This window comes from Streptococcus infantis (genome assembly GCF_019929665.1).
GTDB lineage: Bacteria > Bacillota > Bacilli > Lactobacillales > Streptococcaceae > Streptococcus > Streptococcus infantis_H.
Genome location: NZ_JAHZPZ010000001.1, coordinates 347,980 through 374,457, shown reverse-complemented (window position 1 = coordinate 374,457; position 26,478 = coordinate 347,980). Strand labels below are relative to the sequence as shown.

Here is a 26,478-nt window from a genome sequence, read left to right as displayed (position 1 = left end):
TTTATCCTCCCACATTTGAGAAGTGCTCCACTCCTTTTCTCAATATGAATCTTGATATAATATAAAAAATGATGCACCAAATCAATTGAATACAAATAATTCTCAAATAGTCTATTAATTTATATGTATCATTACTAAACATCTGAAGCGGTTCATATACTAAGTATTTAAAAGGTAATACATCTAAAAACAGACGAAAATTATTTGAAAAAAAACTTAAAGGCAATAATATTCCTGATAAAAACTGAATTACTATTTCTTTAACAGTAAGGACAAAAAATATATTTTCTAACCAAAAAGAAAGCATACCTACACAACATGATATTAAAAACCATAGAACCATAGATAGAATAATTGCAATACTTCCTAAAATAAGAATTTCAATGGTTAATAACTCATTCTTGTAATAAACACTGGAGAATAAAATGACAGGAATGATGATAAATAATAAATGAGCAAGCCTATCTCCAAGCATTTTACAAAAATAATACTTATAAAAAGTAACAGGTTTTATTAATATGCTAAAAAAATTTCCTGAATGAACATCGTCATTGATTTCCCAATCAACTGGATAAAAAACAAAATATGAAAAAATTATAGTCCCCAAATAGTATTGAACCATTGAGGTAAAATCATATCCTGCTATATTTATCTGGTTACTCTGATATATATACGTCCATAAAAATACTGATATCATAATTTGTATACTTGCCTGTAACATTAACAATAGTACACTTGATTTATAGTTCAAAATAGATCGAAATGATATCAGAATAATAGACATTTCTTTTTTCAATTGTGCTCCTTTTTTGTAAAATAGTTTTGTAAAATAATTTCTTCTAAAGAAAGATTTGATATTTCAAAATCTTCTATATCTACAAGCTTATTGATTGATTCTAATGTCTCAAAGACAAAATCTCTAGGTATTTTTAGTATACATTCCGATTTTGTTTGAGAAATGACTACTACTCCTTTAACAGAGCATAACTCTGGTACCAAATCTAATGTCATTTTTATCTTTAAATATTTAAAATCAGAAAATTTAGATAAAATAACATCCATTGACTCCTGCAAAATAATTTTTCCTTTGTCAATGACGATTAATTCGTCACAAACAGACGAAATATCATCCATATCATGACTCGTTAAAATAATAGTAGTATGACATTCTTCATTCATTTTCTTTAAAAATGTTCTGATATCTTTTTTAGACTGTATATCTAACCCTATAGTAGGCTCGTCTAAAAATAATATTTCCGGACTTGTTAAAGATGCCGCGATAAACTCCATTTTCATTTTTTGTCCAAGAGAGAGGGTCCGGACCTGCTGGTAAAGCTGATCTTTTACATTCAACAAATTGCTTAATTCCTGAATTCGTTCTTGTAAAATCGCCGGTTCTACCTCATATAAAGTACCAATCAATTGAAAATAATCCATAGCCGAAACATCTTGAAATAACTGTAATTTATTTCCTACTACTATTGAAATTTTTTTTCTAAAATTTATACTTCTTTTAAATGGAATTTCTCCATTCACTTCTAATTTTCCGGAACTAGGATAAAGAGTCCCAGTCAACATTTTAATCGTTGTGGATTTACCAGCTCCATTACTCCCAATAAAGCCAACTATACTCCCTCTCTTAATCGTAAAACTAATATCTTGAACAGCTCGAATCGTTATTTGATTACGTTTCAAAAATCTCTTGATAAATGGGAGTCTTGAATCAAAATTATAAAAATTTTTAGATAAATTCTGAGCATTAATAACTATTTCACTCATATATCTCTCCTTTCGATAAAATATATTTACTTGTACTTTTTCCATACTTTACCAAAATGCTAAAGATTGAGCTAAAATCTTCGGGATGGGTAAAATAATAGATGTTAAATATATGTCTTCGTGTACTTCTGTTATTAAATCAATAATCCTCTGACTACTCTTAGAAGATATCAAAAATTCCGACCACAACGTTTCTTATTGATTTTATAACGGTTATAGTAATCATACATTTAAAGATTCAAATTCCATAATCCATTCCTTGCTATTCATAAATAACCTCCATTTTTTTATAGTCAGTCAAATATCTACTATTTTCTATATAATATCATTGTATCATTATTTTACATATTCGTATATAAACGAGACAATACTCCTCATAACTAATTTACATTAAACAGAGATAAAACAGTCAAAAATTAATTATTTAACTAACATAGCGAACATAAATAACTTATACCTATAAAGACTTACTCCTATGATCTACTTAACTTCATAATCATAAAAATCAAAACAAATATTTGGTCAAAATTTGGTCAAAGAAAAAACACTGGTTATCCAGTGTTTTTTTGGCTAGTACTGCCCCCTGCAGGAATCGAACCTGCAACTACTCCTTAGGAGGGAGTTGTTATATCCATTGAACTAAGGGAGCTAGAGAAAAACCCTGCCTTGCAGCAGAGTTTTGTTCATCGAATTAACGACGGATTTCTTTGATACGAGCTGCCTTACCTTGAAGAGCACGCAAGTAGTACAATTTCGCACGACGTACTTTACCGTAACGAACAACTTCGATCTTTTCAACACGAGGAGTGTGGATTGGGAAGATACGTTCAACACCTACACCGTTAGAGATTTTACGAACTGTGTAGTTTTCTGAGATGCCAGCACCTTTACGTGCAATAACAACACCTTCAAAGATCTGAACACGTTCACGGTTTCCTTCGACAACTTTCGCGTGTACACGAACAGTGTCACCAGGACGGAATGAAGGGATATCTGTACGAAGTTGACCTTCAGTCAAGCTTTGGATTAATGGATTCATTTTATTCTCCTATCTTTGTCAATCTTGAGGAAACTTCCTCAGCGGATAAACTGTATTTTTGTGCGTCCATTACACACAAGATACAGTTTATCAAATTTCCTGGAAAAAGTAAAGAAATTTATAGCAAAGTTCCTAAAAAAATTGCAAGAAAACCAAGCAAGTAGGTTAATAATAAATAACTATAAAATGCCTTCTTGTCATTGATCAGTCTTTGGAGTTCATCATTCAAAGTTGAGAAAGTAGTCAAACCACCACAAAAACCAGTTGCAAGAATAAGATAGACTTCTTTTGACTCCACATGGTTATAGCATAATCCAATCAAAAAACAACCTAGAAGATTAGCTATGAGTGTTCCTAGTGGTAGCACTGACACTTGATTATAACGGGAAAAGAAATAACGAACAAGAGCACCCAGTCCACAAGCAAGCGCTAGATAAAATACTACCATTTCTTCCTCCCTAGACAATAAGCAAATAGAAGCCCACCGCCGATGCTCAAAAGCAAATAGGTCACTAAACTAAGGTACCGCCCTGTGTCCAGCAATTTCACTGCATCTAATAGGAGACTAGAAAATGTCGTTAAGCCACCACAGAATCCTGTTCCAAGCGCTAGAATAGTGCCTTTACTACTTCCCTTATAAACCAGATAACCTTTTACAAGGTAGACAAGGCAAAAAATTCCTAAATAGTTGACTACTAGTGTTCCCCATGGGAAGTCTGGACTAGATGGCAACCATCTCGAAATCTGAAAACGCACAATTCCTCCCAGCATACCAGCTAGAAAGATTCCTAGAGGGTAAAATTTTTCTTTTTTCATTTGATCGTTTTATCCTGATAATCACGTGAACGTTTGAGAATATCTGAAAAAGTCTCAACAATTGTATCTTCGTATTTTTTATTGCCTACACGACTTTTGACTTTCTCAAAGATAACTTCTTCTCTTTTAGTATCTAGAATAGGTTTTCCTGAAGCTTTTTTATAGGCAACTACTCCTTCAACTAAATGCATCCTCTCTTCTAAAAGTTGAACGATCTGGTCATCGATTTTATCGATTTCTTGTCGAATATTATCTAAATCCATAGAGTCTCCTTTTTAATTGAACTATTGTACCAAAAAAGCACTAAATAGGCTAGTAAAGTCCTAATCCTGTTTAATAAAAACTGCACTGACAATTTTCATCAGTGCACTTCATGCTTATCCTACTTTAGCAGCTAATTCTTCCGCGAATTGCTCCAAGCGTTCAATATCTTCTTCCTCGGCAGAAAGGTCAACTTTAACGCACTCTGAACCCTTTTCAGCTCCAGTAGCTATAAATACTCGGTCGAAGTCATCAACAGCTTTACAGAATTCATCGTAGAAAGTATCACCTGATCCGACTACACCATAGATTTTACCGCTCAAGTTGAGGTCTGCTAGATCTTCGTAGAAGTCCATCATCTCATCTGGTAATTCTCCATCTCCGTAGGTATAGGTTGCGACAATGGCGATGTCTGCTTCTAAAAAGTCAGAAGCGTCAACGGTTGTACACTCATCAACATCCACTTCTAAACCACATTCTCTTAATTTATCTGCTACAATATCAGCGATTTCTTCAGTATTACCGGTCATACTGGCAAATACAATTTTTGCTAATGCCATAAGGTCCTCCTCAATTAATCTTTCTCCATTATATCACATCTTTTTCATTTTAAAAATAAAAACTCTTGTGCTACAATGAAATGAGAAAGAATTGAGGTTCATTATGGAAATTTGTCACCAAATTTTAGAAAAAATCAAAGCATACAATACTATTATCATCCACCGTCATATGAAACCAGATCCTGACGCTCTGGGGAGTCAGGTAGGTTTAAAAGCCTTGCTTGAGCATCATTTTCCAGAAAAAACGATAAAAGTAGTTGGTTTTAATGAGCCAACCTTAACTTGGCTTGCTAAAATGGATCAGGTAGAGGACACAGACTATCAAGGTGCACTTGCCATTATCTGTGATACAGCAAACACAGCACGTATTGATGATAAACGATATCTTAATGCTGAGTCAATTATCAAAATTGACCATCATCCAAATGACGAAGTCTACGGCGATCTTGTTTGGGTAGACACGAACTCTAGTAGTGCGAGTGAGATGATTGCTCTCTTTGCTGAAGCAACTAACTTAGAATTATCCGACTATGCTGCTAAAATGCTCTGCGCTGGAATTATTGGTGATACCGGTCGTTTTCTCTACCCTTCTACTTCTGCACGCACGCTTCGTATCGCAAGTCAACTCAGAGAACATAACTTTGACTACGCTGAATTAACTCGTAAAATGGATACTATGAGCTTTAAGATTGCCAAACTCCAGGGTTATGTCTATGATCACTTAGAAGTTGATGAAAATGGTGCTGCACGTGTCATTCTCACCCAAGAAATCTTGAAGAAATACGACGTTACTGATGCGGAAACAGCAGCTATCGTTGGAGCTCCAGGCCGTATTGATACTGTTAGCCTTTGGGGAATCTTTGTGGAGCAAGCAGATGGTCACTACCGCGTACGTCTTCGCAGTAAATTTGTCCCAATCAATGAAGTTGCAAAAGAACATGATGGCGGTGGGCATCCTCTTGCTAGTGGAGCTAATTCCTATAGTTTAGAAGAGAATGAGCTCATCTACCAAAAATTAAAAAACTTGCTGAAAAATAGATAAAAAGCTTGCCAAACTTTTCAGAATCTGATAGACTAGTATGGTAACAATCTATGGCTCGCAAAGAGACCATGGCAGAAAGGAAATATTGCAAAATGAAAAAAGATATCCATCCAGAATATCGCCCAGTTGTCTTCATGGACACAACTACTGGTTACAAATTCCTTAGCGGTTCAACAAAACGCTCTAGCGAAACTGTTGAGTTCGAAGGCGAAACTTACCCATTGATCCGTGTGGAAATTTCATCAGACTCACACCCATTCTACACTGGACGTCAAAAGTTCACTCAAGCAGATGGACGCGTGGATCGTTTCAACAAAAAATACGGTCTCAAATAATCAACCGCATCACTTGTATACGGTTAAACGAAAACAACTTCGATTCGGAGTTGTTTTTTTGTTTCTTTTATTTTTTCAAGCTTTAATTTTTTATAGCTTATAATAGTGCCAATTTTTATTTCTACTTCTACTTTCGTAACAAGTCCCCTATTAAGCAAAAAAAGCCTGTCATACAAGCTCAAATGCTTGATATGACGGGCTTTTTATAAAATCATTATTTAACTGCTTCTTTAAGAGCTTTACCAGCTTTGAATGCTGGAACTTTAGAAGCTTTGATTTTGATTTCTTTACCAGTTTGTGGGTTGCGACCTTTACGAGCTGCACGTTTACGAACTTCGAAGTTACCAAAACCGATCAATTGAACTTTTTCACCAGCTGAAAGGAATTCAGTTACAGCTGCGAATACAGCGTCAACTGCTGCTGCTGAATCTTTCTTAGTCAATTCTGTAGCTTCTGCTACTTTAGCGATCAAATCTTGTTTGTTTGCCATGTTAATGAATCCTCCAAAAATTATTTCTAATTAACACTTATAATCATAACCTAAATTTCCTTTTAGGTCAAGTCAAAAACACGTTTTTATTGATTTTTCTCAATTTTTTTAGGAATTATAGCGAATTAAGATCGCCCAGGCGTTTTCTCCGGTGTGAGTTTGGATAATTGAGCCTGTTTCTAGGACTGAAATCGGTTTTTCAACGTAAGGTTGTAGAACAGCTTTCATCTCGTTTGCAAATTCATTTGTACCTGCATAAGAAATACCAATCTCAGCTACTGAACGATTTGAAAGAGTGGCTACTAACTCATCCAACCATTTCTTAAAGGTTTTTGAACCACGTCCTTTGACAATCGGTTGAAGCTCATGGTCTTTCATTTGCATAACTACTCGAATATTCAGTAAAGAGCTCAGCAAACCGGTAACACGGCCAATGCGACCACCTTTTACAAGATTTTCTAAAGTTGAAACACCGATGTAGAGTTCAGTGTGATTTTTTACGTCCTCTACATGGGTTAGAATAGTTTCAAGGTCTTTTCCTTCTTGAGCTAGTTTAGCAGCTTCCACAACTTGGAACTTCAAGGCCTGATCTGTGAATGAACTATCCAAAACAGTGACATCTGCTGTTGACAAACTTGCTCCTTGACGAGCCGCTTCAACAGTTCCTGATAAAGCATGGGACATGTGAATAGCTAGAATCTGACTACCATCCTTACCCAAATCATCAAAAATTTCTGCAAAGAGTCCCACTGGTGGTTGACTAGTCTTAGGAAGATTTTTACTAGCTTGCATCAAGCGAAGAAATTCTCCTTCTTCAAGATCTGCATCTGAATAAAGGACACTATCAATCATGACAGATAGTGGAACAACAGTAATATCAAATTCTTTAAACACTTCTGGTTCAATAGTAACCGAAGAATCCGTTACAATTTTTACTTTTGTCATTTTGCCAATCTTTCTATTTTTACTATTGTTGATTATTCAACTTATAACTATAACAATTATATCAAAAAAATACTAAAAGTTCATACTCAATCCACCTAAATTTAAAGCAATTTATACTTCTTTTTAATAAAAAAAGAAAATCACCTATGCTTGGTGATTATCTTTTGTATTTAAGCTAAATAATCATACAAATCTTGCATTTGTAAATTATCGGGTACTAATTGTAGATAGGATTGAATGTAGTCTTTTGATTCTTCTAGCTTACCTAACTCTCTTAACAAATAAATAAACTGTTCCAAAAACTCTGGATTATCCTTGAGTTCAGTAGCAAGTTCCTTATAGAGATCATAGGCTACATCTAATTCTTCAGTCTCTTGATAGCTTCGAGCAATCATCCATTTAGTCAAGAGGTTTTCAGGTTCATAGACTGCTAAAGCTAGAATATCTTCGTATCTTTCTTGTTCTTGGTAGATGGTAGCTAAGCGTAGCAAAATTTCTTCCTGGTCATCAGCATTTTCTTGTGCTTGAATCAGATAAGCTTCTGCTTGCTCAGGTTGATGCAACTCATAAGATAGCTGAGATGCAAGGAGTAAGAGTCGAGTTTCAAAAGGATTTTTTGACAAGCCCTGTTGAGCTATTTTAAGAGCCTCTTCTGTCTGATGCTCTTTATGAAGGGCTTGACTATAACCATATTCATAACCCTCAAAATCTGGGGAAATAGTGTCTAGTTGTTTAAAGTATAGTACGGCTTTCTGGTAGTCCTCTTGATCAAAATAGAGACTTGCAAGCTCAAAGGCTGTTTGGTCATCATATTCTAACTCTAAGGCTTTTTCTAGAAATTCTATTGCAGATTCAAACTTACCAAGTCGTGCATAAGCAAGACCTATTCTCTGATAAGTCGAAATTCCAGTTTGATCGTAGATAACTCGATTATCTAATTGAGCATAGCCTTTAATGGCTTCTAAATCGTTTCCTAGCTCGCTATCTAGCTCGGCTAGTCCAAATATTAGGAGAGGGTCATCAGAGTAGCTACGAGCTTCTAGAAGCTTCTCACGCGCAACATCTGTCAATCCTTCCATCTGATATAAATCTGCTTTTAAGGCAAGAGCTGATACGTACCATTCACTTTCCCGACCAATCTTCTCTAAATAATCAAAAGCCTCCTCAATCAATCCATCCTCACCAGCTATTGCAGCTAGATTGATGTAGACTTCTGGAAATTTCGGTGCTAGTTTCTCATAGATTTGTGCTGCCTGTGGATAGAAACCAATCCTTTCGAGATATGCAGCAAGTTCAAGAAGAACTTCATCTGAATCTTCCTCTAGGGCTTTTTGGAAAAAAGATTCTGCTTTTGATAAATCTTGTTGTTCTAAAGCTTCGAGCATTTGTTGACTATTGTTCACCTTCAGTCTCCTCTACTGGTTCATAAAGTCCACTAACTCCTTTATACCAATCAAATATTGCTGAGATGACTACTTTTGCGGAAGCGTAGATTGGAATACCTAGCAATACACCCCAAATACCAAACATGGATCCTGAAGTCAACAGCACAAAAAGAATGGTAATTGGGTGAATATTTAATTGACTACCCAAAATCAGTGGAGAAACAAAACGTCCCTCAATAGTTTGCTCTACAATGAAAACGATAATAACTTTTAAGAGCATAACAGGACCAGCAATCAAACCCAAAACAAGGGCTGGAATCATTGCAAGAAAACTACCTAGATAAGGAACTAAATTAAAAATACCAGCTGTGATACCTAAAGTAATAGCATAACGAAGTCCAATAATCTTGAATAAGATAATAAACATGATAGCTACGATTACAGCGACCGTAATTTGCCCTCGAACATAATTGGAAAGTTGTTGATTGACTTCTGAAAGAACCTTACCAACTGGTTCTCTCAATTTATTTGGTAAGAATTGAGTAATATAGTCTCTAAGTCCTTTTCCATCTCGAAGGAGATAAAAGAGCATAAATGGCATGATGATCAGAGCGACAATGACCTGTGACGTTCCACTGATAAGAGCACTTACCCAGTTAACAGCCTTAGAAGAAATATTACTTGCCCAAGCAGTTGCTTGTGTTGAAAAATTAGCTAAAACTTGCTCCAGTTGTGGTCTAAAGTCATCTGGCAAACGCTTGGTTACAAGGTCATTAATGACTCTATCAGCATCCTCGAGATAACTTGGGACATTTTGCGCAAAAATTACTACTTGACGTTGAAGGTTTGGAATTGCAACAGCTAGTCCAATAATCAAGAGAATGGCAATAACGATAAAGATAATACTAATGGCTAAGACACGGTTAATCTTGTACTTCTCCATCAGATCTACTAGTGGATTTAAGAGGTAAAAAAGTAGACCCGATAAGATAACCGGCAACATCACTACTGATAAAAAGTCTATAACCGGGAAAAATAAAAAGCTAATTTTACTGAGAATAAAAATATTGAGACCTAATAACAAGGTCACCAAGAAAACAGTGATCGCTTTATTGTCTAAAAACCATTTAAAAAACCAAGATAAGGTAAAGTGTTTCTCTTTTTGTTCCATTTTTTCTTCCTTTCCTTTGTCCTAACATTATACCACGTTTTAAGAAAAATAAGTTTTTTTTATAGTCTTTTAGCAAGGGATAAATTTGTATTCTTGACAAGAGAAGAGCTATTTTTTCTGACTTAGATTTTTCATCTAGCAGGCCATTTTATGTTATAATTGAATTATCTTTTTCTAGAGGTATGAATATGAAAGAAATAGTATATTTTGGAACCTATACACGACGTATTTCTCAAGGGATTTACAAGGCTGATTTTGATACTGAGACTGGCAAACTCTCAAATCTAGAACTCTTTGCAGCAGAGCCAAGTCCAACTTACTTAGCCTTCGATCAGCATCAGCATCTCTATACTGTCGGAAGCCATGATGACAAAGGTGGAATCGCAGCATACAAAACTGATGGTGTCCTCCTGAATCACGTCGTTGAAGAAGGTGCTCCTCACTGCTATGTTGCGGTCGATGAGACACGGGGACTAGTTTATGGCGCTAACTATCATAAAGGTCAAGTTCTAGTCTATAAACGTAAAGCAGATGGCTGTCTTGAATTGGCAGACAAAGTTCAACACACTGGCCATGGTCCACATGAAAACCAAGCTTCTCCCCACGTACACTACACAGATTTAACACCAGACCAATATTTGGTAACTTGTGACTTAGGTACTGACGAAGTCACTACCTATGATGTCAATCTAGAAGGAAAGTTGACTAAACTAGCAACTTATAATTGTAATCCTGGCGCTGGTGCTCGTCACCTTGTTTTCCACCACCACTACAAGATTGCTTATCTCATCTGTGAACTTAACAGTACGATTGAAGTTTTGATTTACGATGGTGTTGGAGAATTTGAACAAATGCAGGTCATTTCAACCTTACCAGATGACTATAGTGGCTTTAATGGTACTGCGGCTATTCGTCTTTCTAAAGATGGCAAATTCCTCTACGCTTCTAACCGAGGCCATGATTCTATCGCTGTTTATAGCATTTTAGCAGATGGAAGCTTGGAATTATTAGAGATTGTTCCAACCAATGGGAAAAATCCACGAGATTTTGATTTATCACCTGACCAAGAATTCCTTATCGCTGTTCACCAGGATTCTGATAATGCGACTGTCTTTAAGCGCAATCCTGAGACTGGTAGACTGGCAGAACTCTCTAATGAATTTCATGTTCCTGAAGCAGTCTGCATCAGTTTCAATAAATAAGGCATAAAAAAATGAACTTGATTTAACAAGTTCATTTTTTATTTTATAATTTATTTCCGACATTGATACGGTTAATAGCACGTTGCAATGCAATTTTAGCACGGCGCTCTTGGTCGATTAAGTGTTTGTCTTGTGCTTCTTCAATTTCGCGTTCTGCACGAAGTTTAGCACGTTCTGCACGACTAACATCAATATCGCGCGCACGTTCAGCTGAGTCAGCAATAATGGTAATGACATTATTAGCAATCTCAATAATTCCTCCGTTTACTGCAATCCAGTTCACATGAGTATCATCATCGATGCGTTTAACCTTTACTTCATCAACTGCTAGAACCGCAATCATATTTTCATGTCGTGGCAAGATCCCCATCTCACCATCCAGAGTTCGTACCGATACAAAGCTGGCATGGTGATCATAGACGAGGCCATCTGGTGTCACGATCTGGACAGTTAAATGTGCCATAGATCACCTCTTAAAATCCCATTTTTTCAGCCTTAGCAATAACATCTTCGATTGAACCTACTCCACGGAAGGCATCTTCTGGCAAATGATCGTATTTACCGTCGAGAATTTCTTTGAAGCCACGAACAGTTTCAGCTACTGGAACATAAGATCCTGGTTGACCTGTAAATTGTTCCGCAACGTTGAAGTTTTGTGACAAGAAGAACTGAATACGGCGTGCACGAGCAACCAAAGTCTTTTCTTCGTCAGAAAGTTCATCCATACCAAGGATGGCGATGATATCTTGCAACTCATGGTAACGTTGAAGCACACGTTTCACTTCAGCAGCTACTGCATAGTGCTCTTCTCCAACAATTTCAGGTGCCAAGGCACGTGAGCTTGAAGCAAGAGGGTCAACGGCAGGGTAAATCCCCAATTGAACCAATTTACGTTCCAAGTTAGTTGTTGAGTCCAAGTGAGCAAAAGCTGTTGCTGGCGCTGGGTCAGTATAGTCATCCGCTGGTACATAGATAGCCTGGATAGATGTTACAGAACCCTTCTTGGTTGAAGTGATACGTTCTTGCAATTGACCCATTTCTGTTGCGAGGGTTGGTTGATAACCAACGGCTGATGGCATACGACCTAAAAGGGCAGATACTTCTGAACCAGCTTGTGTGAAACGGAAAATGTTGTCAATGAAGAGAAGAACGTCTTGACCTTCTACATCACGGAAGTATTCAGCGATTGTCAAACCAGTAAGAGCAACACGCATACGTGCTCCTGGTGGCTCATTCATCTGACCAAATACCATAGCTGTTTTTTCGATAACGCCTGATTCTTTCATTTCCCAGTAGAGGTCGTTCCCTTCACGAGTACGTTCCCCAACACCAGTAAATACTGAGATCCCACCGTGTTCTTGGGCGATGTTGTGAATCAATTCTTGGATCAAAACGGTCTTACCAACTCCGGCACCACCGAAGAGTCCGACCTTACCACCTTTAAGGTAAGGGGCAAGAAGGTCGATAACCTTGATCCCTGTTTCTAGAATTTCTGAAGAGGTAGACAATTCATCAAAAGTTGGTGCTTTTTTATGAATTGGCTGACGCTCTGCATCTTCACCAAAAGGAGCTTCCAAGTCAATGGTATCTCCCAAAACGTTGAAGACACGTCCTAGAGTTTCTTTCCCAACTGGTACTGAGATTGGACGACCTGTGTCCAATACTTCCAAACCACGGGTCAAGCCATCAGTTGATTCCATAGCGATGGTACGAATCATACCATCTCCCAACTCCAAGGCTACTTCAAGGACGATTTTTGTTTTTCTTTCGTCATTTTTGTAGACGACAAGTGCATTATTAATCTCTGGTAGTTTCTCACCTGCTGCAAACATGACGTCTACAACGGGACCGATAACCTGAGCAATTTTACCTGAACTCATCTACTTCTCCTATTCTGTATAAGATACTGTCGGTTCCTAGCTCAACTAGGTCCTAATACTCTTCGAAAATCTCTTCAAACCACGTCAGCGTCGCCTTACCGTACTCAAGTACAGCCTGCGGCTAGCTTCCTAGTTTGCTCTTTGATTTTCATTGAGTATAAGTTCATTTTCATACGAGCTGGACTAGAGCCTATTCTAAGGCACTAGCTCCTGCTACGATTTCTGTAATTTCTTGTGTAATCGCCGCCTGTCTGGCACGGTTATACTGGATAGTCAAATCATTGATAACTTTTTTAGCATTATCTGTAGCTGTTTGCATAGCCGTCATCCCTGCCGCATTTTCAGCTGTCTTGGCATCAATAATAGCACCGTAAATCATACTTTCTGCAAACTGTGGCAATAGTTGATCCAAGATTTCTTCACGACTTGTTTCAAGCTCAAATGTCAAGCTGTAGTTATCATCTGCTTCATTTGGGTCCAAGTCGACAATTGGAAGCATCTGCTCCACACGCATTTGACTTGTCAGTGTATTCACGTGGTGGTTGTAGCAAACATAGAGCTCATCGAAAAGTTCATTTTGATACATTTCAATGGTTTTTGAAATAATCTTACGAACTTCATCGAAGCTTGGTTGACTTGCGAGACCACGCAATTCATAAATTGGCTGAATACCACGAGCTTTAAAGAAGTCTGCTCCCATACCACCGATACAGATGACTTCGAAATCATCACCTGATGGATGGTATTCTTGTTGCAGTTCCATGACAGCCTTCAAGATTGAAGAGTTATATCCTCCAACAAGACCACGGTCAGATGTAATGACGATATAGCCTGTTTTCTTGACAGGGCGACTAATCAACATTGGATTTGTTGATCCGCCAGCACCATCCCCGTGAAGGATGTCTGTAAGGAGTTTACGGACTTTTTGAGCATAAATCTGGAAGTTGCGTGCAGCTTCTTCAGAACGACCTAACTTAGCTGCAGAAACCATCTGCATGGCGTTAGTAATTTGACTAGTATTTTTCGTTGAGGCGATTTTTGTTTTAATATCATTTAGAGATACTGCCATCTGACACCTCTATTCTTATTGGAAGCTGGATTGGTTGAGAAACTCAGTAATCGCAGCATCCAAGACTGCTTCTTCTGGCAAGTCTTTTGTTTCACGAATAGTTTCCAAAATCTCTGGATGTTGCGCATCAAAGAAGGCATGGAATTCTTCCTCAAAACGAACAATATCATCAACTGATATAGTATCCAAGAATCCATGAGTCAAGGCATACAGAATGGTCACTTGTTTCTCAACAGGTAGTGGTTTATGAACAGGTTGTTTCAATACTTCTACAGTACGACGACCACGGTTCAATTTAGCCTGAGTAGCAGCATCCAAATCTGAACCAAATTTAGTGAAGGCTTCCAACTCTCGGTATGAAGCAAGGTCGATACGAAGAGTACCAGCAACCTTCTTCATGGCTTTAATCTGAGCAGAACCACCAACACGAGATACAGAAGAACCCGCATCAATAGCTGGACGAATACCCGCATTAAAGAGACTATCACTTAAGAAGATTTGTCCATCCGTAATAGAGATTACGTTTGTGGCGATATAGGCTGAGATATCTCCTGCTTGGGTCTCGATAAACGGAAGAGCCGTGATAGAACCACCGCCAAGCTCATCTGAAACTTTAGCAGAACGCTCAAGTAGACGACTGTGAAGGTAGAAGACATCCCCTGGGAAGGCCTCACGACCTGGTGGACGACGGAGCAAGAGAGAAAGTTCACGATAAGCTACCGCTTGTTTAGATAGGTCATCATAAACGATCAAGACATGCTTCCCTTGGTACATGAACTCTTCTGCCATAGCAACTCCAGCATATGGTGCGAGGTAGAGCAATGGTGAAGGCTGTGAAGCTGAAGCTGTCACAACGATTGTGTAATCCAAGGCACCGTACTGACGAAGTGTTTCCACTTGTGTACGAACTGTTGATTCTTTTTGTCCAATCGCTACATAGATACAAATCATATCTTGACCTTTTTGGTTCAAGATAGCGTCAATAGCGATAGTTGTCTTCCCTGTTTGACGGTCACCAATGATCAACTCACGTTGGCCACGACCGATTGGAACAAGGGCGTCAATAGCTTTCAAACCTGTTTGCAATGGTTCTGAGACAGACTTACGTTGCATAACACCAGGAGCTGGTGCTTCAACTGGACGAGTCTTATCAGTGTTGATTGGACCCAAACCGTCTACAGGACGACCAAGGGGATCGACAACACGTCCAATCAAGCTATCACCAACTGGAACTTCCATGATTTTCCCTGTACGACGAATTGTATCGCCTTCACGGATATCTGTAAAGTCCCCAAGGATGATAATACCGACATCTGTTGATTCCAAGTTTTGCGCCATACCATAAGAGCCATTTTCAAAAATCAACAGCTCACCACTCATGGCATTTTCAAGACCATGAGCACGCGCAATCCCGTCACCAATATAGGTAACAACACCTGTTTCAGTCACATCAAAATTGGGTTTGAAATTTTCAATTTGTTGCTTAATTAAAGCGCTGATTTCTTGTGCGTTAATTGCCAAAAGAACACCACTTTCTATTTCAAATTTTCCTTAACAACTTTAAGTTGTTGTTTAATACTCACATCAATTGTCTTGTGATTGGCAAAAATAACAAAACCACCGATTAAACTATCGTCAACTTTTTCCTTAATGCTACGAACTTTTAGAGACATCTTTTTCTCGATTAGAGGAATAAGTCGTTCTTTCTGTTCGTCAGTCAAAGGATGTGCAGACAAAATAGTCACTTCAAAACGATTGGTTTCTTTTTCAAGACGATTCAAGCAATCTACAATCACATCATAAAACAGGTTTGATCTGTGATTGTAAAGTAGAACCTCGATAAAGTTTTGTACTAAAGGTGACACAGAGTCCTGGAAAAAACGAACCGTTTTTTCTTTATCCGACTCATCAACTGCCACCTGAGCTAAAAAAGAAGGTAAGCCTGTTTCTTCAGCTACTTGCTTGATTTGAGACAAGTCTGAAAAAATAGTGTCTTCTTCTCCTTTTTCAATCACCAATTGGACAAAAGGCATGCTGTATTTTTCAATTACCTTTAGAGTCTTTTTGTCCATTAAGCTTCTCCTAGCTGATCGATATACTGATCAATGAGTTCTTTATGGGCCTGACCGTCAAGGTTTTGAGAGATAATTTTTCCAGCTAGACTGATTGTCAAGTCTGCCACATCTCCCTTAACACTTTGTAAAGCTTCAGCTTTATTTTGAGCAATTTCTTGGTTGGCTTTTTCTTTTAAGCGCCCTGCTTCAAGTTTAGCTTCGGCCAAAATATCAGCTTTACTTTTCTCAGCTGTTTCCTTTGCATTCTCGATAATCGTTTTAGCTTCGGTACGGCTACCTGCTAACTCAGCTTCGCGTTTGCTAGCAAGTTCCTCTGCCTTTTTACGGGCTTCCTCGGCACCATCAATATCTGAAGAAATCTTTTCAGCGCGTTCATCTAATACACTGGTAATATTTCCCCAAGCATATTTCTTCACTAAAAAGATCAATAAAAGGAAGGAACCAGCGACCAGAATAAAGTCACCAATAATGGTACTAATAGTTAAATCCATCTTCTAATCCTCCTCTACTTACTCTTCCCCTTCATTTATTTTTTTACCAATGTACATAGATGACAACATGGTAAATACATAAGCTTGAATACATGAAATGAAAATCGAAAATGCTGTCCATAACATGTTTGCAATAAAGGCAAAAGGATACCAATACAAGGCATGTTGTGACAAGGCCAATAGCAATCCTGCTAAAACCTCACCGGCAAAGATATTTCCGTAAATCCGAATCGCCAAAGAGGCAAAATTGGTGAACTCTTCTAAAATGTTCATCGGAGTCATAAAGCCAGGTGTAACAAATGCTCTCAAATATTCTTTAACGCCTCTACGACGAACTCCTTCCACATGAGCGATCAAAGTGATCAATAATGAGAGGGATAAATCGTATCCAAGGTTGGCTGTTGGAGAAGTCCACAAGTTATAACCGTTTGTTGTTTGTACTTTTGCCATTAAACCAATATTATTGGCAACCAAGATAAACAAGAATAGAGAAAATAGGAACAAGGAATAGTCCTTGATGTATGAATCTCCAATGTTTGGTTTTGCAAAACTAACCACAAAGTCATAAATCATCTCAAGAGCATTTTGTTTGCCCTTGGGACGGATGGTCATTTTTCGACTTGCCCAATAGACAAAGGCAAAAACCATCAAAACAGTTACAAGAGACATGGCAAGCAGGGTCAAATCAAAGGATATTGGTCCAATATTAACGGTTGGATTCAAACTTTCTTCCATGGTTTGACACCTCCATTTCTAAATAGAGTTGTCTATTTAATGACAAATGCCATCGCTAGGGTTACAAAGAAGGTACCTTCTACAAAGGCAACACCAAGAATTAAAAGGCTGCGTAATTGGTCAATAATTTCAGGTTGACGAGCGGCAGACTTGAAGAGATTACTCATAATCAATCCTTCAGCAATAGATACACCCATACAGGCAAGACAAAGTCCGAAAAATGTTAAATTCATGACGAATTCTCCTTTTTTAAATTAAATTTACATCCCTAGTTTAGTCCTAAAATTTGCTTTTGTCAACTTTTTACTAGTAATGAAAGCGTTTCGAATCATTTATTTCTAATTTTACGATTTTTAAGACAATTATTAGAAAATTTTATTGTTATTTCATACCACTTTCACTACCTTTCCTTGTTTTCTGAAAACAAAAAACCGAGTTTTACAACTCGGATTTGTCAGTTCTTATCTGAAATAAATTGAGTAATGATTTTGACAAGCTGGATTAAATGCAGCATTACAAAATGGACATGTGCCCGTCTCTGTATACTCCTCATACGTTAGTGTTTTCCCACAGGATCCACATAAGATAGGTCTATCCTCTTTCAGATTTAAAGGATAGGGAGAAAATACGTGCGACTCCAGTTCATTATGACACTGATAACAGGCATAGTATTTTTTACACTCATAGCACTGAAGTGCTACGATATCCTTATCACTATGGTAATGAACACATCTGCTTTCATGATCTACTAGTAAGCCCTGAGCTTGAACCATTCTTTTTCCTTATCTAGGCACGAACTGTGACGCTTGTTCCATCTTCTTTGTAAAGATTGATGAGACCTTCTTTCAGGGCACGTACCATGTCACCAGCTTCTACTGGTTGAGGAACCTTGATAGTCAAAAGTTCCATTGGATTTGGTGCGCGATCGATTTTATTTCCTTTAGCATCGTGAAGGTCTTCGATAAAAGTTTCAAAATGACGGAAGCCTGGACCGTAGAACTCAACTTGGTCGCCTTCGTTGATAACATTACGTTGACGAATAGTTGCTGTTTGAGTTGCAGCATCATAAGCTACTACTTCAGCAACAAACTTGTATTCTGGAATCTTACGACGAGCACCGAACAGTTGTTCATTTTCAGATGGTGTTCCGTAGTAGAAACCTGTAGCCAACTCACGTTGGGCAACCTTCCACATTTCATCAATCAAGTCTTGCTTAATAGCTTCAAACTTTTCAGGGCTCTCAAGATAGGCATCAACAGCTGCCTTATAACAGTTTGTTACTGTTGAAACATAGTGGATCGACTTCATACGGCCTTCAATCTTAAGACTGTCCACACCATTTTCAATCATATCAGGGATATGGTCAATCATAGACATATCAACCGCAGACATAGAGAATTCTTCAGGAATTTCTCCCTTAAGGCTCTTACGTTCTTGACCAAATGGCATGTCGTAAAGGTCATATTTCCAACGGCAAGATTGTGAACATCCACCACGGTTGGCGTCACGCATGCTCATATGGTTAGAAAGAGTACAACGACCAGAGTATGAGATACACATAGCTCCATGAACGAAGGCTTCAATCTCAACATCTGTACGTTTGCGAATCTCTGCCAATTCTTCCATAGAAACCTCACGCGCCAAAACGACACGAGTCAAACCAAGTTCTTTCCAGAATTCTAGGGTTTCGTAGTTAGTCGCACTAGCCTGGGTTGAAAGGTGGATTTCAAGTCCAGGTGCTTCTGTTGCTGCAATCATGATCAAAGCTGGATCTGATACGATAACTGCTGCAATACCAATATCACGCAACTTACGGAACCATTCTCCGGCTCCTTCTTCATTTCCCTCGTGCATAACCATATTGGCAGCCACATATACCTTAGCTCCATACTTAGCAGCGAACTGTACTCCTTCTTCCATTTGTTCGAAAGTAAAGTTCCCTGCGCGACTTCGAAGACCATAGGCCTGACCACCGATAAAGACAGCATCTGCACCGTATTGAACAGCTACTTTTAGTTTTTCAAGAGTTCCTGCAGGTGATAAAACCTCAGGACGTTTCAAAGTTTTTGTCATGTTTTCTCCTATTTGCAATATAAAAGTTTGACACTAATCTTTACCATTTTATAGCAAAAAGGTTCTAAAATCAAGTTTTGATTGATTGTTTAGACAATTTTAATTTTCTTGAAAAGCTAAGTTCAGCGAACTGTTTCTATTTGCCAAGCACCCCAACCTTTAAAACGAATGGCCCCCTTTTGATCCGTTTTGTAAATCGAATTCCCAAGTTCTTGGTTATTCTCCCCATTTTTTTCTTTAAATTTTTTCTTCTTGTCAACAGAAATGACAGTGATTTTAGGCTGGAAGATTTCGAAGACTTCGACATCAGTCTTTTTCTTCGATGCTTGCTGATGAGTTAGCACTACATCTGCTTGGATTTTGGAATAATAGCTAGTTAGGGAGTTTTCCTCTATATTCCCAGTAACTAGAAAGGTTTGATTTAGTAGTTTTCCATACATTGCTATTGAATCTTTACTATCCCTGTTTTGATTTTCGATTACTTCTAAACTACTCCCAAAAATAAATAACTGCTCTCCTGTTTTAATAGGACGTACTTTCAAGTTACTTTCATTTAATTTATCCATAAATTCTCTTTTAGATAGAGTTTCTTCAGTTACTAGAATCTCTCCAAGATTGAAGGCTTTACTAATTTCTAGTAGGTGGTCTAGCTGCTTAGGTTCACTATCCGTTAAAACAAGCTGATCAATCTTTGCCACTCCTCTACTTTTCAGATAGGGAATTAAACTCCGTTTGGCAACACTCGAGGTGACTTTCTCCTGCCAAGCTTCTTTTTTCTCAACTGCTAACTTTTCACCGACATCCAGTAATATTGTCTTTCCTGTCATGTCTCTTAGGAAAATGCTCCGTCCCTGCTCCATGTCTAGAACTGTGATTTCATTTTCAAGTGGATGTTTGGTTACTAAGAAAAGGGAAACGATAAATAGGATAAGCAAAGGTGCTTTCTTCAAATTTTTACGATAATCATAAATCAGCGCCAAAGAGACTAATAGACATACCAAAACCCAGAGATTAGGTTGACCCAAAATAAAGGGTTTAGTAGATAGCTGAGATACATAGCGTATGATGTTTTCTAGCCATTCAAAGAGAAAGTTAAACTGGGTAATAGGATATATCCATGACAGACAGAAGAGCATTGATAAAAGTGGTAGCAAGACCATATCAAATAAAAAAGAAAAGACAAAGGTTAAGAGTATGGACCAAGGTTGAAATTCAGAAAAATAGAATGATAAAATCGGCAGAATTCCTAAGGAAATAATGAAACTTTCTCTAACTAGACCTTTTATTCCTCCTACTTCTTCACCAGTCATGGTCAGGATAAAGGCATAGGCACAGGAGAGCACTCCTCCAGCAGTTAGGAAGAAATTCGGCATGATAAGAAATAGAATAAGAATCGTCAAAGCAAAATTATCCAGTCCCTTGAAGCCATGCTGAGCCAAAAGTTTTTGTAACAGACTTCTAATAACAGAAGCTGAGAACCCTGTCAAACCTGCATAGACCAAAGAAAAGGGATAGGCAAGCCATTTGAACTTCTCTTGCGTCAAACCCAATCGTAAGAGTGACTTTTTAAAAGCATTCATGAAGAAACCAACCTGCATCCCTGACAAAGCAAAAAGGTGAATAATCCCTAGACTGGAATAGAGTTCATTCATTTCCTCAAAATCTGTGTCCAAGTGCCCTAATAAAAGACCTGTCATATAATTACGCATGGGGTCAGGAAAATTCCTTTTTATCCAGACAACTGCTTTTCTCCGCAAGCTGGATAGATTTTCTCCTATATCCCAGCTGGATGCTTTCTTTAATTCGACAATTTCCGATATCGTTAAGGTCTGATAAATCCCCTGCGTTTTTAGATAATTTCGATAATCAAATCCAGCAAAATTATTTGCTCCTTGAGGAATAGCTAGCTTTCCTTTTACTACTATCTCATGCAGTTCAGATAACTCTTTAAACCTTTCCTTTTCAGCCTCTGACTGGAATTTATAATATACCTGAAAGAGTCTGCCGTCATCCTTCCCACGAAAGGATAAACTATCTCCATTGACCTTGATAGTATCAGGCAAGATTCGTACCGTATTAACGGAGTCAACAAGATGTTGACTCTCTTCTTCTTGTTGCCATTTTTGAAATATAAACCAGCTTCCAAAAAGACCACAAACAAAGAGAACCTTGACCACAGTCTTCCATGGAAATTGAAAAAAGAGGCAGAGGAGTAAAAAGACAAAGCCCAAGAGTGCTAAAAAGCTTGCTGAAAAGATAGCATAGTAGAGCCAAAGCAGGAGAAAACTAAGATAGATTTTGGGGATGGGAAATCGACTAATCCACTGTGACATACTCTTTTAACTTTTCTATCGTTTTTGCACCAATACCAGAAACCTTTTTGAGCTCATCAACTGACTTAAACTTACCGTTGGACTCACGATGGTCTATGATATCCTGAGCACGTTTGGCTCCCAACCCCTTGACTTGTTTCAGCTCCTCTAAACTGGCTTTATTAAGATTGACTTTCTTATTTTCTTTGGTGTTGGAAGCATTTGAATGCGCCTCTTGACTGGTAACTTCTTCCTTGGTCGGAACATAAACAAGTGCTTCGTCACTAATTCTCTGGGCAAGATTGATAGACTTACTATCAGCATTATCTGTCAAGCCACCCGCTTTTTGGACAGCATCGTTGATACGACTTCCAACTGGCAAATCATAAATTCCAGGTGATTTGACCGCACCTTTGACATCAACAGTAATCAGATCTTGCTCCACCACTTCTTCCTTCTGATTTTTATCTTCCTTTTCCTCCGTCGAATCCTTTGAAACAGTTGTAACTTCTGTTTGCAAATTGCTTTCCTTAGCAGGTGCTTGAGCAACTGGCTTTAGGAGGAAAAATCCACCCAAGACTAAACCCAAAATAGCACAGATAACAATGATTTTATATTCTTTGATTTTCTCAATAAGTTCTTCCATATTTTCTCCTCTCTTAGCTTATTCGTAAGAGGAAGAAAAAACAGCTGAAAAATCTTTTCAACTGCTTACTTATTTGCAAAATAATCTTCCTTGGTCAAGACATATCTTAAGTAGAGAAATAAGTTTTTCTTGCAATTTATAGCGGTTTTATATAAAATAAGAACATCACAAGAAAAGACTGGGTTCTTCCTGTGATGATTTCGTATAAGAACCTAGATGTTAAATAAGGAGCTAATCTCTATGTTAATTGGAATTCCAAAGGAAATAAAAAATAATGAAAATCGTGTTGCTTTGACACCTGCTGGTGTACAGAGTCTTGTCGGTCGTGGTCACCGTGTCCTCATCGAAACAAATGCGGGACTTGGATCTGGTTTTGCTGATGCTGACTATGAAAAGCAAGGAGCTGAGATTGTCGCAACTGCTGCTGAAGCCTGGGCTGCAGAGTTAGTTGTTAAAGTCAAGGAACCCCTTGCTAGTGAGTACCAGTTCTTGCGTGACGATTTACTTCTCTTCACCTACTTGCACATGGCAGCAGCCCCAGAATTAGCGGATGCTATGCTTGCAGCGAAAACAACTGGTGTTGCTTATGAAACTGTACGCAATACTGAAGGTCAACTTCCTCTATTGGTTCCAATGAGTGAGGTTGCAGGTCGTATGGCTGTCCAAATCGGAGCTCACTTCTTGACGAAACAAGCTGGTGGTTCTGGAGTTCTTTTAGGTGGTGTCCCAGGTGTACCAAAAGGAAAAGTAACCATTATCGGTGGTGGTGTCGTTGGTACACACGCAGCACGTATCGCTCTTGGTTTAGGTGCTCAAGTAACTATTCTAGATATCAGCGCTAAACGTCTCTCTGAACTTGAAGATGTCTTTGGTCACCAAATCCAAACACTCATGTCTAACCCATTTAATATCGAAGCAAGTGTGCGTGAAGCAGACGTTGTTATCGGTGCAGTATTGATTCCTGGTGCTAAAGCTCCAAAATTAGTGACAGATGACATGGTTCAACAAATGCGTCCTGGTTCTGTCATCGTAGACGTTGCTGTAGACCAAGGTGGTGTTATTGCAACAGCTGACCGTGTGACAACCCATGATGAGCCTGTCTATGAAAAACACGGTGTTCTTCACTATGCGGTTGCTAACATTCCTGGAGCAGTTGCTCGTACTTCTACTATCGCCCTTACAAATGTGACTCTTCCATATATCGAAGCCTTGGCAGGAAAAGGATTTAAGAAAGCAATCCTTGAAGACGCAGGCTTGCTTGAAGGTGTAACAACTTACCAAGGTCAACTCACAAGTCAACCAGTTGCTGAAGGTTTAGAACGTGACTTCACACCTATCAGTGAACTTGTCTAATAAGAAATTCAAAAAAAATTAAGAGCAGTTTTTCAACTGCTCTTTTTCTTTATTCTGTTTCTTCTTGATTCTCTTCAACTTTGACAGGTCGAGGTTCATAGGCTCTGATAATCTGAGCGACTACTGGATGTCGGACAACATCCTTGGCTGAGAAGTGTACAAAGTCGATTTGGTGAATGTTCTTAAGTTTTTCCTGGGCATCAATCAAACCTGACTTAACATTACGTGGCAGGTCAATCTGGCTAATATCCCCATTGACAATCATTTTAGAATTGAATCCTAAACGTGTCAAGAACATCTTCATCTGCATGATGGTTGTATTTTGGGCTTCATCCAAAATGACAAAGGCATCATCCAAGGTACGTCCACGCATATAGGCCAAAGGCGCAATCTCAATAATTTCTCTCTCCATGAGACGAGTTGTTTGGTCTTTCCCTAAGATCTGATATAAAGCATCATAGACTGGTCGAAGATAAGGGTCTACTTTTTCTTTCAAATCACCAGGTAGAAATCCTAGGCTTTCTCCAGCTTCTACTGCTGGACGAGTCAGGATAATACGCTTGACTTGACCACGTTTGAGAGCTGTAACAGCCAATGTCACTGCTAGGAAAGTTTTTCCTGTCCCCGCTGGCCCAATCCCGAAGGTAACATCATGGTTCTTAACACTATCTACATAAAGCTTCTGCCCCAAAGTTTTAACGCGGATTGGTTTACCAGTATTGTCTTTGATAATCTCTTCTTCATAGAGGGCAACAAACTTATCGATTTCATTGTTTCTAACCATATTGATGGCTGTCACCACATCCGGAGTTCCTACTGTCATGCCACGATTGACCAAGACCATCAAGGCTTGAATGACTTGCCGTGCTTCTTCACAAGAAGACTCCTCTCCCAAGACTTGTACAATCTCTGTACGAGCATGGATGATGACATCTAACTCTTCCTCCATCAAGCGAAGATGGCGTTCATTAGAACCAAAAAGATGAAACAGGTCATCTGGATGACTTAACTGAATGTCTATTGAATGTTCCTTCAAATAAAGAACCTCTCTAACTCTTTAATTTCTTTTTATTATAGCAAAGGCATTTAGAAATTGCTATCCCTAACACCTATGGTATCTTTAATGTTCTAAATATTCTTGCCAGATGCGATCGAAGTCTCCCATATTAAAGGAAAAACTAGCATGTTCTTCTAAAAATCGACTCACCTGATCGAAATCATCCGTATGTTTCGGGAAGGCTGACTCCTCAAAGGCAAGATCCGCTAAAATTGCTTTGGGACTATTACTTTTAGGATTACGCTCTGTCATAAGCCAAGTATAAAATGATTTTCGCATAAGCCTCCCTAAATTAACTCTGTACCAAATTGGTCTTGTTTAATCTTTCCAGCTTTCATTAAACCACCAAGCGCTTTTTTAAACTGACCTTTTGAGATACCAAAGGTAGCCTTGATGTCATCTGGTGAAGATTTATCATTTAAGGTCATAAATCCACCATTACTTTCCAAGTAAGTCAGAATCATTTGTGCATCATTTTCTAACATCTCAAAAGAGCGAGGTTTTAGTGATAGATTAAGAGTTCGGTCAACTTCACGGAAACCAATGACACGCACATCTAACACTTGCCCCAAACGTGGCTCTGCAAAGCGCTCACTTGGGTGGATAAATCCAAGCATGTTGTTTTCTGGTAGATAGACAAAAGTTCCTGATAACTTAAGACGATAAACGATTGCAGGCCAGTTCTGATTTTGCATGTTGTTGTATGCTGGACGTGCCAAACGTTGGAAGTCTTCCTGATAAGCCAAAACACCCCAAATACGGTCTTTCTTATCTACTTCTAGACGAATATAAAGTTTATCGCCCTTCTTAGGCCAAAGCTCTTTCAGTTCAGGAAGGATATCAAGTGACACAACGATTTCCTTGTCAGGAAGCCCTGTATCAACAAAAACACCCAAATCCTTACGCACTTCTGTTACAGTTCCCCAACCAAATTGATCCTGAGTCGCAGTCACTTCTAGTGTAGTCAAACGAAGTTTTTGCTTCATATCTGTGTAGGCAAAGCCTTTAACGGTATCACCTATTGCATGCTGGCCTTCTTCCTTATCTAGAGCATAGGTCTGACCATCCTTTTGGACAAAGTAAAAACGGTCATTTTCATCAGTTATCAAACCGACGATAAAACTAGCAAGATTTGTATTCATGTTTCCTTCTTTCGAATAAAACTCAGCCAGCAATGCCAACTGAGTTTTTCTGTTTATTTCTTAGACTTCCAAGATTTCTTTTTCTTTATTGGCAGTCATGTCGTCGATGTGTTTAACAGCATCGTCTGTCGCTTTTTGAATATCTTTTTCAAGAGTCTTCAATTCATCTTCAGTAATTTCTTTAGCTTTTTCTTGTTTTTTAGCTTCATCCATAGCATCACGACGGATATTACGAATCGCTACTTTAGCATTTTCACCAACTTTTTTCACTTCTTTAGCGAGGTCACGACGAGTTTCTTCTGTAAGAGCTGGGATTACCAAGCGAATAACAGAACCATCGTTAGCTGGTGTAATACCAAGGTCTGAAGCGTTTAAGGCACGTTCGATATCTTTTAGAGAAGATTTATCAAATGGTGTTACCAATAAAACACGTGCTTCAGGAATTGTGATAGAAGCGATTTGGTTAAGAGGTGTTTCGACACCATAGTATTCAACATTGATACGGTCAAGCAAGCTTGCGTTAGCACGACCAGCACGGATACCACCAAACTCACGAGCAAGCGAGTGGTGAGATTGAGTCATTCTCTCTTTAGCTTTTTCTACAATTGCGTTAGCCATAA

At 38.4% G+C, this 26,478-nt stretch carries 31 protein-coding genes and 1 tRNA gene; 4 read left to right on the top strand and 28 right to left on the bottom strand.

Annotated features, from left to right (window positions below; genetic code table 11):
- Nucleotide 1: 1 nt before the first annotated feature.
- From K1I61_RS01775 to K1I61_RS01740, 8 genes are all read right to left on the bottom strand, one after another.
- Nucleotides 2–796 carry an ABC transporter permease gene (locus tag K1I61_RS01775; RefSeq protein WP_003013825.1) on the bottom strand — a complete coding sequence of 265 codons (795 nt, stop codon included), beginning with the start codon at nucleotides 794–796 and terminating at the stop codon, nucleotides 2–4.
- Complete coding sequence (locus K1I61_RS01770) at nucleotides 793–1,779, bottom strand: ABC transporter ATP-binding protein (protein WP_003010129.1); 987 nt, start codon at nucleotides 1,777–1,779, stop codon at nucleotides 793–795. Before K1I61_RS01770 ends, K1I61_RS01775 begins: the two co-directional genes overlap by 4 nt.
- Before the next feature lie 577 nt (nucleotides 1,780–2,356).
- Nucleotides 2,357–2,428: transfer RNA gene (locus tag K1I61_RS01765), tRNA-Arg, on the bottom strand.
- A 42-nt stretch (nucleotides 2,429–2,470) separates the two neighbouring features.
- Nucleotides 2,471–2,818, bottom strand: coding sequence for a 50S ribosomal protein L19 (gene rplS, locus K1I61_RS01760; protein WP_001068670.1), 348 nt, complete (start codon nucleotides 2,816–2,818; stop codon nucleotides 2,471–2,473).
- A 118-nt stretch (nucleotides 2,819–2,936) separates the two neighbouring features.
- Nucleotides 2,937–3,266: a fluoride efflux transporter CrcB gene (gene crcB / locus K1I61_RS01755; protein ID WP_036757292.1), complete on the bottom strand. Its 330-nt coding sequence runs from the start codon at nucleotides 3,264–3,266 to the stop codon at nucleotides 2,937–2,939.
- Nucleotides 3,260–3,634: a fluoride efflux transporter CrcB gene (gene crcB, locus K1I61_RS01750; protein WP_036757295.1), complete on the bottom strand. Its 375-nt coding sequence runs from the start codon at nucleotides 3,632–3,634 to the stop codon at nucleotides 3,260–3,262. Before crcB (K1I61_RS01750) ends, crcB (K1I61_RS01755) begins: the two co-directional genes overlap by 7 nt.
- Nucleotides 3,631–3,897: a chorismate mutase gene (locus K1I61_RS01745; RefSeq protein WP_006148651.1), complete on the bottom strand. Its 267-nt coding sequence runs from the start codon at nucleotides 3,895–3,897 to the stop codon at nucleotides 3,631–3,633. Before K1I61_RS01745 ends, crcB (K1I61_RS01750) begins: the two co-directional genes overlap by 4 nt.
- Nucleotides 3,898–4,011: 114 nt before the next feature.
- The gene (locus tag K1I61_RS01740; protein WP_004253355.1) at nucleotides 4,012–4,455 is read right to left on the bottom strand and encodes a flavodoxin; all 444 of its coding nucleotides are present in this window, start codon (nucleotides 4,453–4,455) and stop codon (nucleotides 4,012–4,014) included.
- A 103-nt stretch (nucleotides 4,456–4,558) separates the two neighbouring features.
- Between K1I61_RS01740 and K1I61_RS01735 the strand changes: the two genes are divergently transcribed.
- Nucleotides 4,559–5,497, top strand: a complete 939-nt coding sequence (locus K1I61_RS01735; protein ID WP_223332909.1) for a DHH family phosphoesterase — start codon at nucleotides 4,559–4,561, stop codon at nucleotides 5,495–5,497.
- A 92-nt stretch (nucleotides 5,498–5,589) separates the two neighbouring features.
- Nucleotides 5,590–5,832 (top strand): type B 50S ribosomal protein L31, encoded by a 243-nt coding sequence (locus K1I61_RS01730; RefSeq protein ID WP_004253349.1) that lies wholly within the window; start codon nucleotides 5,590–5,592, stop codon nucleotides 5,830–5,832.
- 214 nt (nucleotides 5,833–6,046) lie between these two features.
- On the opposite strand, the gene K1I61_RS01725 is transcribed toward K1I61_RS01730, so the two are convergent.
- From K1I61_RS01725 to K1I61_RS01710, 4 genes are all read right to left on the bottom strand, one after another.
- Nucleotides 6,047–6,322 carry an HU family DNA-binding protein gene (locus K1I61_RS01725; protein WP_004253345.1) on the bottom strand — a complete coding sequence of 92 codons (276 nt, stop codon included), beginning with the start codon at nucleotides 6,320–6,322 and terminating at the stop codon, nucleotides 6,047–6,049.
- Between the two features lie 108 nt (nucleotides 6,323–6,430).
- Nucleotides 6,431–7,267, bottom strand: a complete 837-nt coding sequence (locus tag K1I61_RS01720; protein WP_223332907.1) for a DegV family protein — start codon at nucleotides 7,265–7,267, stop codon at nucleotides 6,431–6,433.
- A gap of 170 nt (nucleotides 7,268–7,437) precedes the next feature.
- On the bottom strand, nucleotides 7,438–8,670 hold the full coding sequence (locus K1I61_RS01715; RefSeq protein ID WP_223332905.1) for a tetratricopeptide repeat protein: 1,233 nt from the start codon (nucleotides 8,668–8,670) through the stop codon (nucleotides 7,438–7,440).
- Nucleotides 8,660–9,823, bottom strand: coding sequence for an AI-2E family transporter (locus K1I61_RS01710; protein WP_223332903.1), 1,164 nt, complete (start codon nucleotides 9,821–9,823; stop codon nucleotides 8,660–8,662). The genes K1I61_RS01715 and K1I61_RS01710 overlap by 11 nt, the downstream gene beginning before the upstream one ends.
- Nucleotides 9,824–10,011: 188 nt before the next feature.
- Here K1I61_RS01710 and K1I61_RS01705 point away from each other — a divergent pair, with 188 nt between their 5' ends.
- A complete protein-coding gene (locus tag K1I61_RS01705; protein WP_223332901.1) occupies nucleotides 10,012–11,025 on the top strand; it encodes a lactonase family protein in 1,014 nt (337 codons plus the stop codon).
- Nucleotides 11,026–11,068: 43 nt separating this feature from the next.
- On the opposite strand, the gene K1I61_RS01700 is transcribed toward K1I61_RS01705, so the two are convergent.
- From K1I61_RS01700 to K1I61_RS01645, 12 genes are all read right to left on the bottom strand, one after another.
- Nucleotides 11,069–11,488 (bottom strand): F0F1 ATP synthase subunit epsilon, encoded by a 420-nt coding sequence (locus tag K1I61_RS01700; protein ID WP_006148659.1) that lies wholly within the window; start codon nucleotides 11,486–11,488, stop codon nucleotides 11,069–11,071.
- 10 nt (nucleotides 11,489–11,498) lie between these two features.
- Complete coding sequence (atpD, locus tag K1I61_RS01695; protein ID WP_036757320.1) at nucleotides 11,499–12,905, bottom strand: F0F1 ATP synthase subunit beta; 1,407 nt, start codon at nucleotides 12,903–12,905, stop codon at nucleotides 11,499–11,501.
- Between the two features lie 190 nt (nucleotides 12,906–13,095).
- A complete protein-coding gene (locus K1I61_RS01690) occupies nucleotides 13,096–13,974 on the bottom strand; it encodes a F0F1 ATP synthase subunit gamma (RefSeq protein WP_004253324.1) in 879 nt (292 codons plus the stop codon).
- A 15-nt stretch (nucleotides 13,975–13,989) separates the two neighbouring features.
- Nucleotides 13,990–15,495: a F0F1 ATP synthase subunit alpha gene (atpA, locus tag K1I61_RS01685; RefSeq protein ID WP_006152674.1), complete on the bottom strand. Its 1,506-nt coding sequence runs from the start codon at nucleotides 15,493–15,495 to the stop codon at nucleotides 13,990–13,992.
- Nucleotides 15,496–15,509: 14 nt separating this feature from the next.
- Entirely contained in the window at nucleotides 15,510–16,046 is a 537-nt protein-coding gene (locus K1I61_RS01680) for a F0F1 ATP synthase subunit delta (RefSeq protein ID WP_223332900.1), read from the bottom strand.
- Nucleotides 16,046–16,540 (bottom strand): F0F1 ATP synthase subunit B, encoded by a 495-nt coding sequence (atpF, locus tag K1I61_RS01675; RefSeq protein ID WP_036757323.1) that lies wholly within the window; start codon nucleotides 16,538–16,540, stop codon nucleotides 16,046–16,048. The genes K1I61_RS01680 and atpF overlap by 1 nt, the downstream gene beginning before the upstream one ends.
- A gap of 18 nt (nucleotides 16,541–16,558) precedes the next feature.
- Complete coding sequence (gene atpB / locus K1I61_RS01670) at nucleotides 16,559–17,275, bottom strand: F0F1 ATP synthase subunit A (protein ID WP_004253312.1); 717 nt, start codon at nucleotides 17,273–17,275, stop codon at nucleotides 16,559–16,561.
- Between the two features lie 32 nt (nucleotides 17,276–17,307).
- The gene (locus K1I61_RS01665; RefSeq protein WP_004253309.1) at nucleotides 17,308–17,508 is read right to left on the bottom strand and encodes a F0F1 ATP synthase subunit C; all 201 of its coding nucleotides are present in this window, start codon (nucleotides 17,506–17,508) and stop codon (nucleotides 17,308–17,310) included.
- A 228-nt stretch (nucleotides 17,509–17,736) separates the two neighbouring features.
- Entirely contained in the window at nucleotides 17,737–18,048 is a 312-nt protein-coding gene (locus K1I61_RS01660) for a CHY zinc finger protein (RefSeq protein WP_223332899.1), read from the bottom strand.
- A 13-nt stretch (nucleotides 18,049–18,061) separates the two neighbouring features.
- Complete coding sequence (locus K1I61_RS01655) at nucleotides 18,062–19,348, bottom strand: peptidase U32 family protein (RefSeq protein ID WP_223332898.1); 1,287 nt, start codon at nucleotides 19,346–19,348, stop codon at nucleotides 18,062–18,064.
- Between the two features lie 122 nt (nucleotides 19,349–19,470).
- A complete protein-coding gene (locus K1I61_RS01650; RefSeq protein ID WP_223332897.1) occupies nucleotides 19,471–21,681 on the bottom strand; it encodes a ComEC/Rec2 family competence protein in 2,211 nt (736 codons plus the stop codon).
- Entirely contained in the window at nucleotides 21,665–22,306 is a 642-nt protein-coding gene (locus K1I61_RS01645) for a helix-hairpin-helix domain-containing protein (RefSeq protein WP_223332896.1), read from the bottom strand. Before K1I61_RS01645 ends, K1I61_RS01650 begins: the two co-directional genes overlap by 17 nt.
- Nucleotides 22,307–22,546: 240 nt before the next feature.
- Between K1I61_RS01645 and ald the strand changes: the two genes are divergently transcribed.
- Entirely contained in the window at nucleotides 22,547–23,659 is a 1,113-nt protein-coding gene (ald, locus tag K1I61_RS01640) for an alanine dehydrogenase (RefSeq protein ID WP_036757336.1), read from the top strand.
- 49 nt (nucleotides 23,660–23,708) lie between these two features.
- Here the strand turns inward: ald and K1I61_RS01635 are convergent, their stop codons facing one another.
- From K1I61_RS01635 to frr, 4 genes are all read right to left on the bottom strand, one after another.
- Nucleotides 23,709–24,695 (bottom strand): PhoH family protein, encoded by a 987-nt coding sequence (locus K1I61_RS01635; protein ID WP_223332895.1) that lies wholly within the window; start codon nucleotides 24,693–24,695, stop codon nucleotides 23,709–23,711.
- An 84-nt stretch (nucleotides 24,696–24,779) separates the two neighbouring features.
- Complete coding sequence (locus K1I61_RS01630; RefSeq protein WP_001232087.1) at nucleotides 24,780–24,995, bottom strand: YozE family protein; 216 nt, start codon at nucleotides 24,993–24,995, stop codon at nucleotides 24,780–24,782.
- 8 nt (nucleotides 24,996–25,003) lie between these two features.
- The gene (cvfB, locus tag K1I61_RS01625; protein ID WP_223332894.1) at nucleotides 25,004–25,858 is read right to left on the bottom strand and encodes an RNA-binding virulence regulatory protein CvfB; all 855 of its coding nucleotides are present in this window, start codon (nucleotides 25,856–25,858) and stop codon (nucleotides 25,004–25,006) included.
- A 60-nt stretch (nucleotides 25,859–25,918) separates the two neighbouring features.
- The gene (frr, locus tag K1I61_RS01620) at nucleotides 25,919–26,476 is read right to left on the bottom strand and encodes a ribosome recycling factor (protein ID WP_074324176.1); all 558 of its coding nucleotides are present in this window, start codon (nucleotides 26,474–26,476) and stop codon (nucleotides 25,919–25,921) included.
- Nucleotides 26,477–26,478: the final 2 nt, after the last annotated feature.

Bases quoted from the DNA above. Each gene is read 5' to 3' on its own strand.
- K1I61_RS01740 (WP_004253355.1), bottom strand. From the start codon at position 4,455: ATGGCATTAGCAAAAATTGTATTTGCCAGTATGACCGGTAATACTGAA.
- K1I61_RS01650 (WP_223332897.1), bottom strand. From the start codon at position 21,681: ATGTCACAGTGGATTAGTCGATTTCCCATCCCCAAAATCTATCTTAGT.
- K1I61_RS01720 (WP_223332907.1), bottom strand. From the start codon at position 7,267: ATGACAAAAGTAAAAATTGTAACGGATTCTTCGGTTACTATTGAACCA.
- K1I61_RS01680 (WP_223332900.1), bottom strand. From the start codon at position 16,046: ATGGACAAAAAGACTCTAAAGGTAATTGAAAAATACAGCATGCCTTTT.
- atpB (WP_004253312.1), bottom strand. From the start codon at position 17,275: ATGGAAGAAAGTTTGAATCCAACCGTTAATATTGGACCAATATCCTTT.
- crcB (WP_036757292.1), bottom strand. From the start codon at position 3,266: ATGGTAGTATTTTATCTAGCGCTTGCTTGTGGACTGGGTGCTCTTGTT.
- K1I61_RS01655 (WP_223332898.1), bottom strand. From the start codon at position 19,348: ATGACAAAAACTTTGAAACGTCCTGAGGTTTTATCACCTGCAGGAACT.
- K1I61_RS01705 (WP_223332901.1), top strand. From the start codon at position 10,012: ATGAAAGAAATAGTATATTTTGGAACCTATACACGACGTATTTCTCAA.
- frr (WP_074324176.1), bottom strand. From the start codon at position 26,476: ATGGCTAACGCAATTGTAGAAAAAGCTAAAGAGAGAATGACTCAATCT.
- K1I61_RS01665 (WP_004253309.1), bottom strand. From the start codon at position 17,508: ATGAATTTAACATTTTTCGGACTTTGTCTTGCCTGTATGGGTGTATCT.
- crcB (WP_036757295.1), bottom strand. From the start codon at position 3,634: ATGAAAAAAGAAAAATTTTACCCTCTAGGAATCTTTCTAGCTGGTATG.
- atpD (WP_036757320.1), bottom strand. From the start codon at position 12,905: ATGAGTTCAGGTAAAATTGCTCAGGTTATCGGTCCCGTTGTAGACGTC.
- K1I61_RS01730 (WP_004253349.1), top strand. From the start codon at position 5,590: ATGAAAAAAGATATCCATCCAGAATATCGCCCAGTTGTCTTCATGGAC.
- atpF (WP_036757323.1), bottom strand. From the start codon at position 16,540: ATGGATTTAACTATTAGTACCATTATTGGTGACTTTATTCTGGTCGCT.
- K1I61_RS01690 (WP_004253324.1), bottom strand. From the start codon at position 13,974: ATGGCAGTATCTCTAAATGATATTAAAACAAAAATCGCCTCAACGAAA.
- K1I61_RS01710 (WP_223332903.1), bottom strand. From the start codon at position 9,823: ATGGAACAAAAAGAGAAACACTTTACCTTATCTTGGTTTTTTAAATGG.
- K1I61_RS01645 (WP_223332896.1), bottom strand. From the start codon at position 22,306: ATGGAAGAACTTATTGAGAAAATCAAAGAATATAAAATCATTGTTATC.
- K1I61_RS01770 (WP_003010129.1), bottom strand. From the start codon at position 1,779: ATGAGTGAAATAGTTATTAATGCTCAGAATTTATCTAAAAATTTTTAT.
- K1I61_RS01735 (WP_223332909.1), top strand. From the start codon at position 4,559: ATGGAAATTTGTCACCAAATTTTAGAAAAAATCAAAGCATACAATACT.
- K1I61_RS01700 (WP_006148659.1), bottom strand. From the start codon at position 11,488: ATGGCACATTTAACTGTCCAGATCGTGACACCAGATGGCCTCGTCTAT.
- cvfB (WP_223332894.1), bottom strand. From the start codon at position 25,858: ATGAATACAAATCTTGCTAGTTTTATCGTCGGTTTGATAACTGATGAA.
- rplS (WP_001068670.1), bottom strand. From the start codon at position 2,818: ATGAATCCATTAATCCAAAGCTTGACTGAAGGTCAACTTCGTACAGAT.
- K1I61_RS01725 (WP_004253345.1), bottom strand. From the start codon at position 6,322: ATGGCAAACAAACAAGATTTGATCGCTAAAGTAGCAGAAGCTACAGAA.
- ald (WP_036757336.1), top strand. From the start codon at position 22,547: ATGTTAATTGGAATTCCAAAGGAAATAAAAAATAATGAAAATCGTGTT.
- K1I61_RS01630 (WP_001232087.1), bottom strand. From the start codon at position 24,995: ATGCGAAAATCATTTTATACTTGGCTTATGACAGAGCGTAATCCTAAA.
- K1I61_RS01745 (WP_006148651.1), bottom strand. From the start codon at position 3,897: ATGGATTTAGATAATATTCGACAAGAAATCGATAAAATCGATGACCAG.
- K1I61_RS01660 (WP_223332899.1), bottom strand. From the start codon at position 18,048: ATGGTTCAAGCTCAGGGCTTACTAGTAGATCATGAAAGCAGATGTGTT.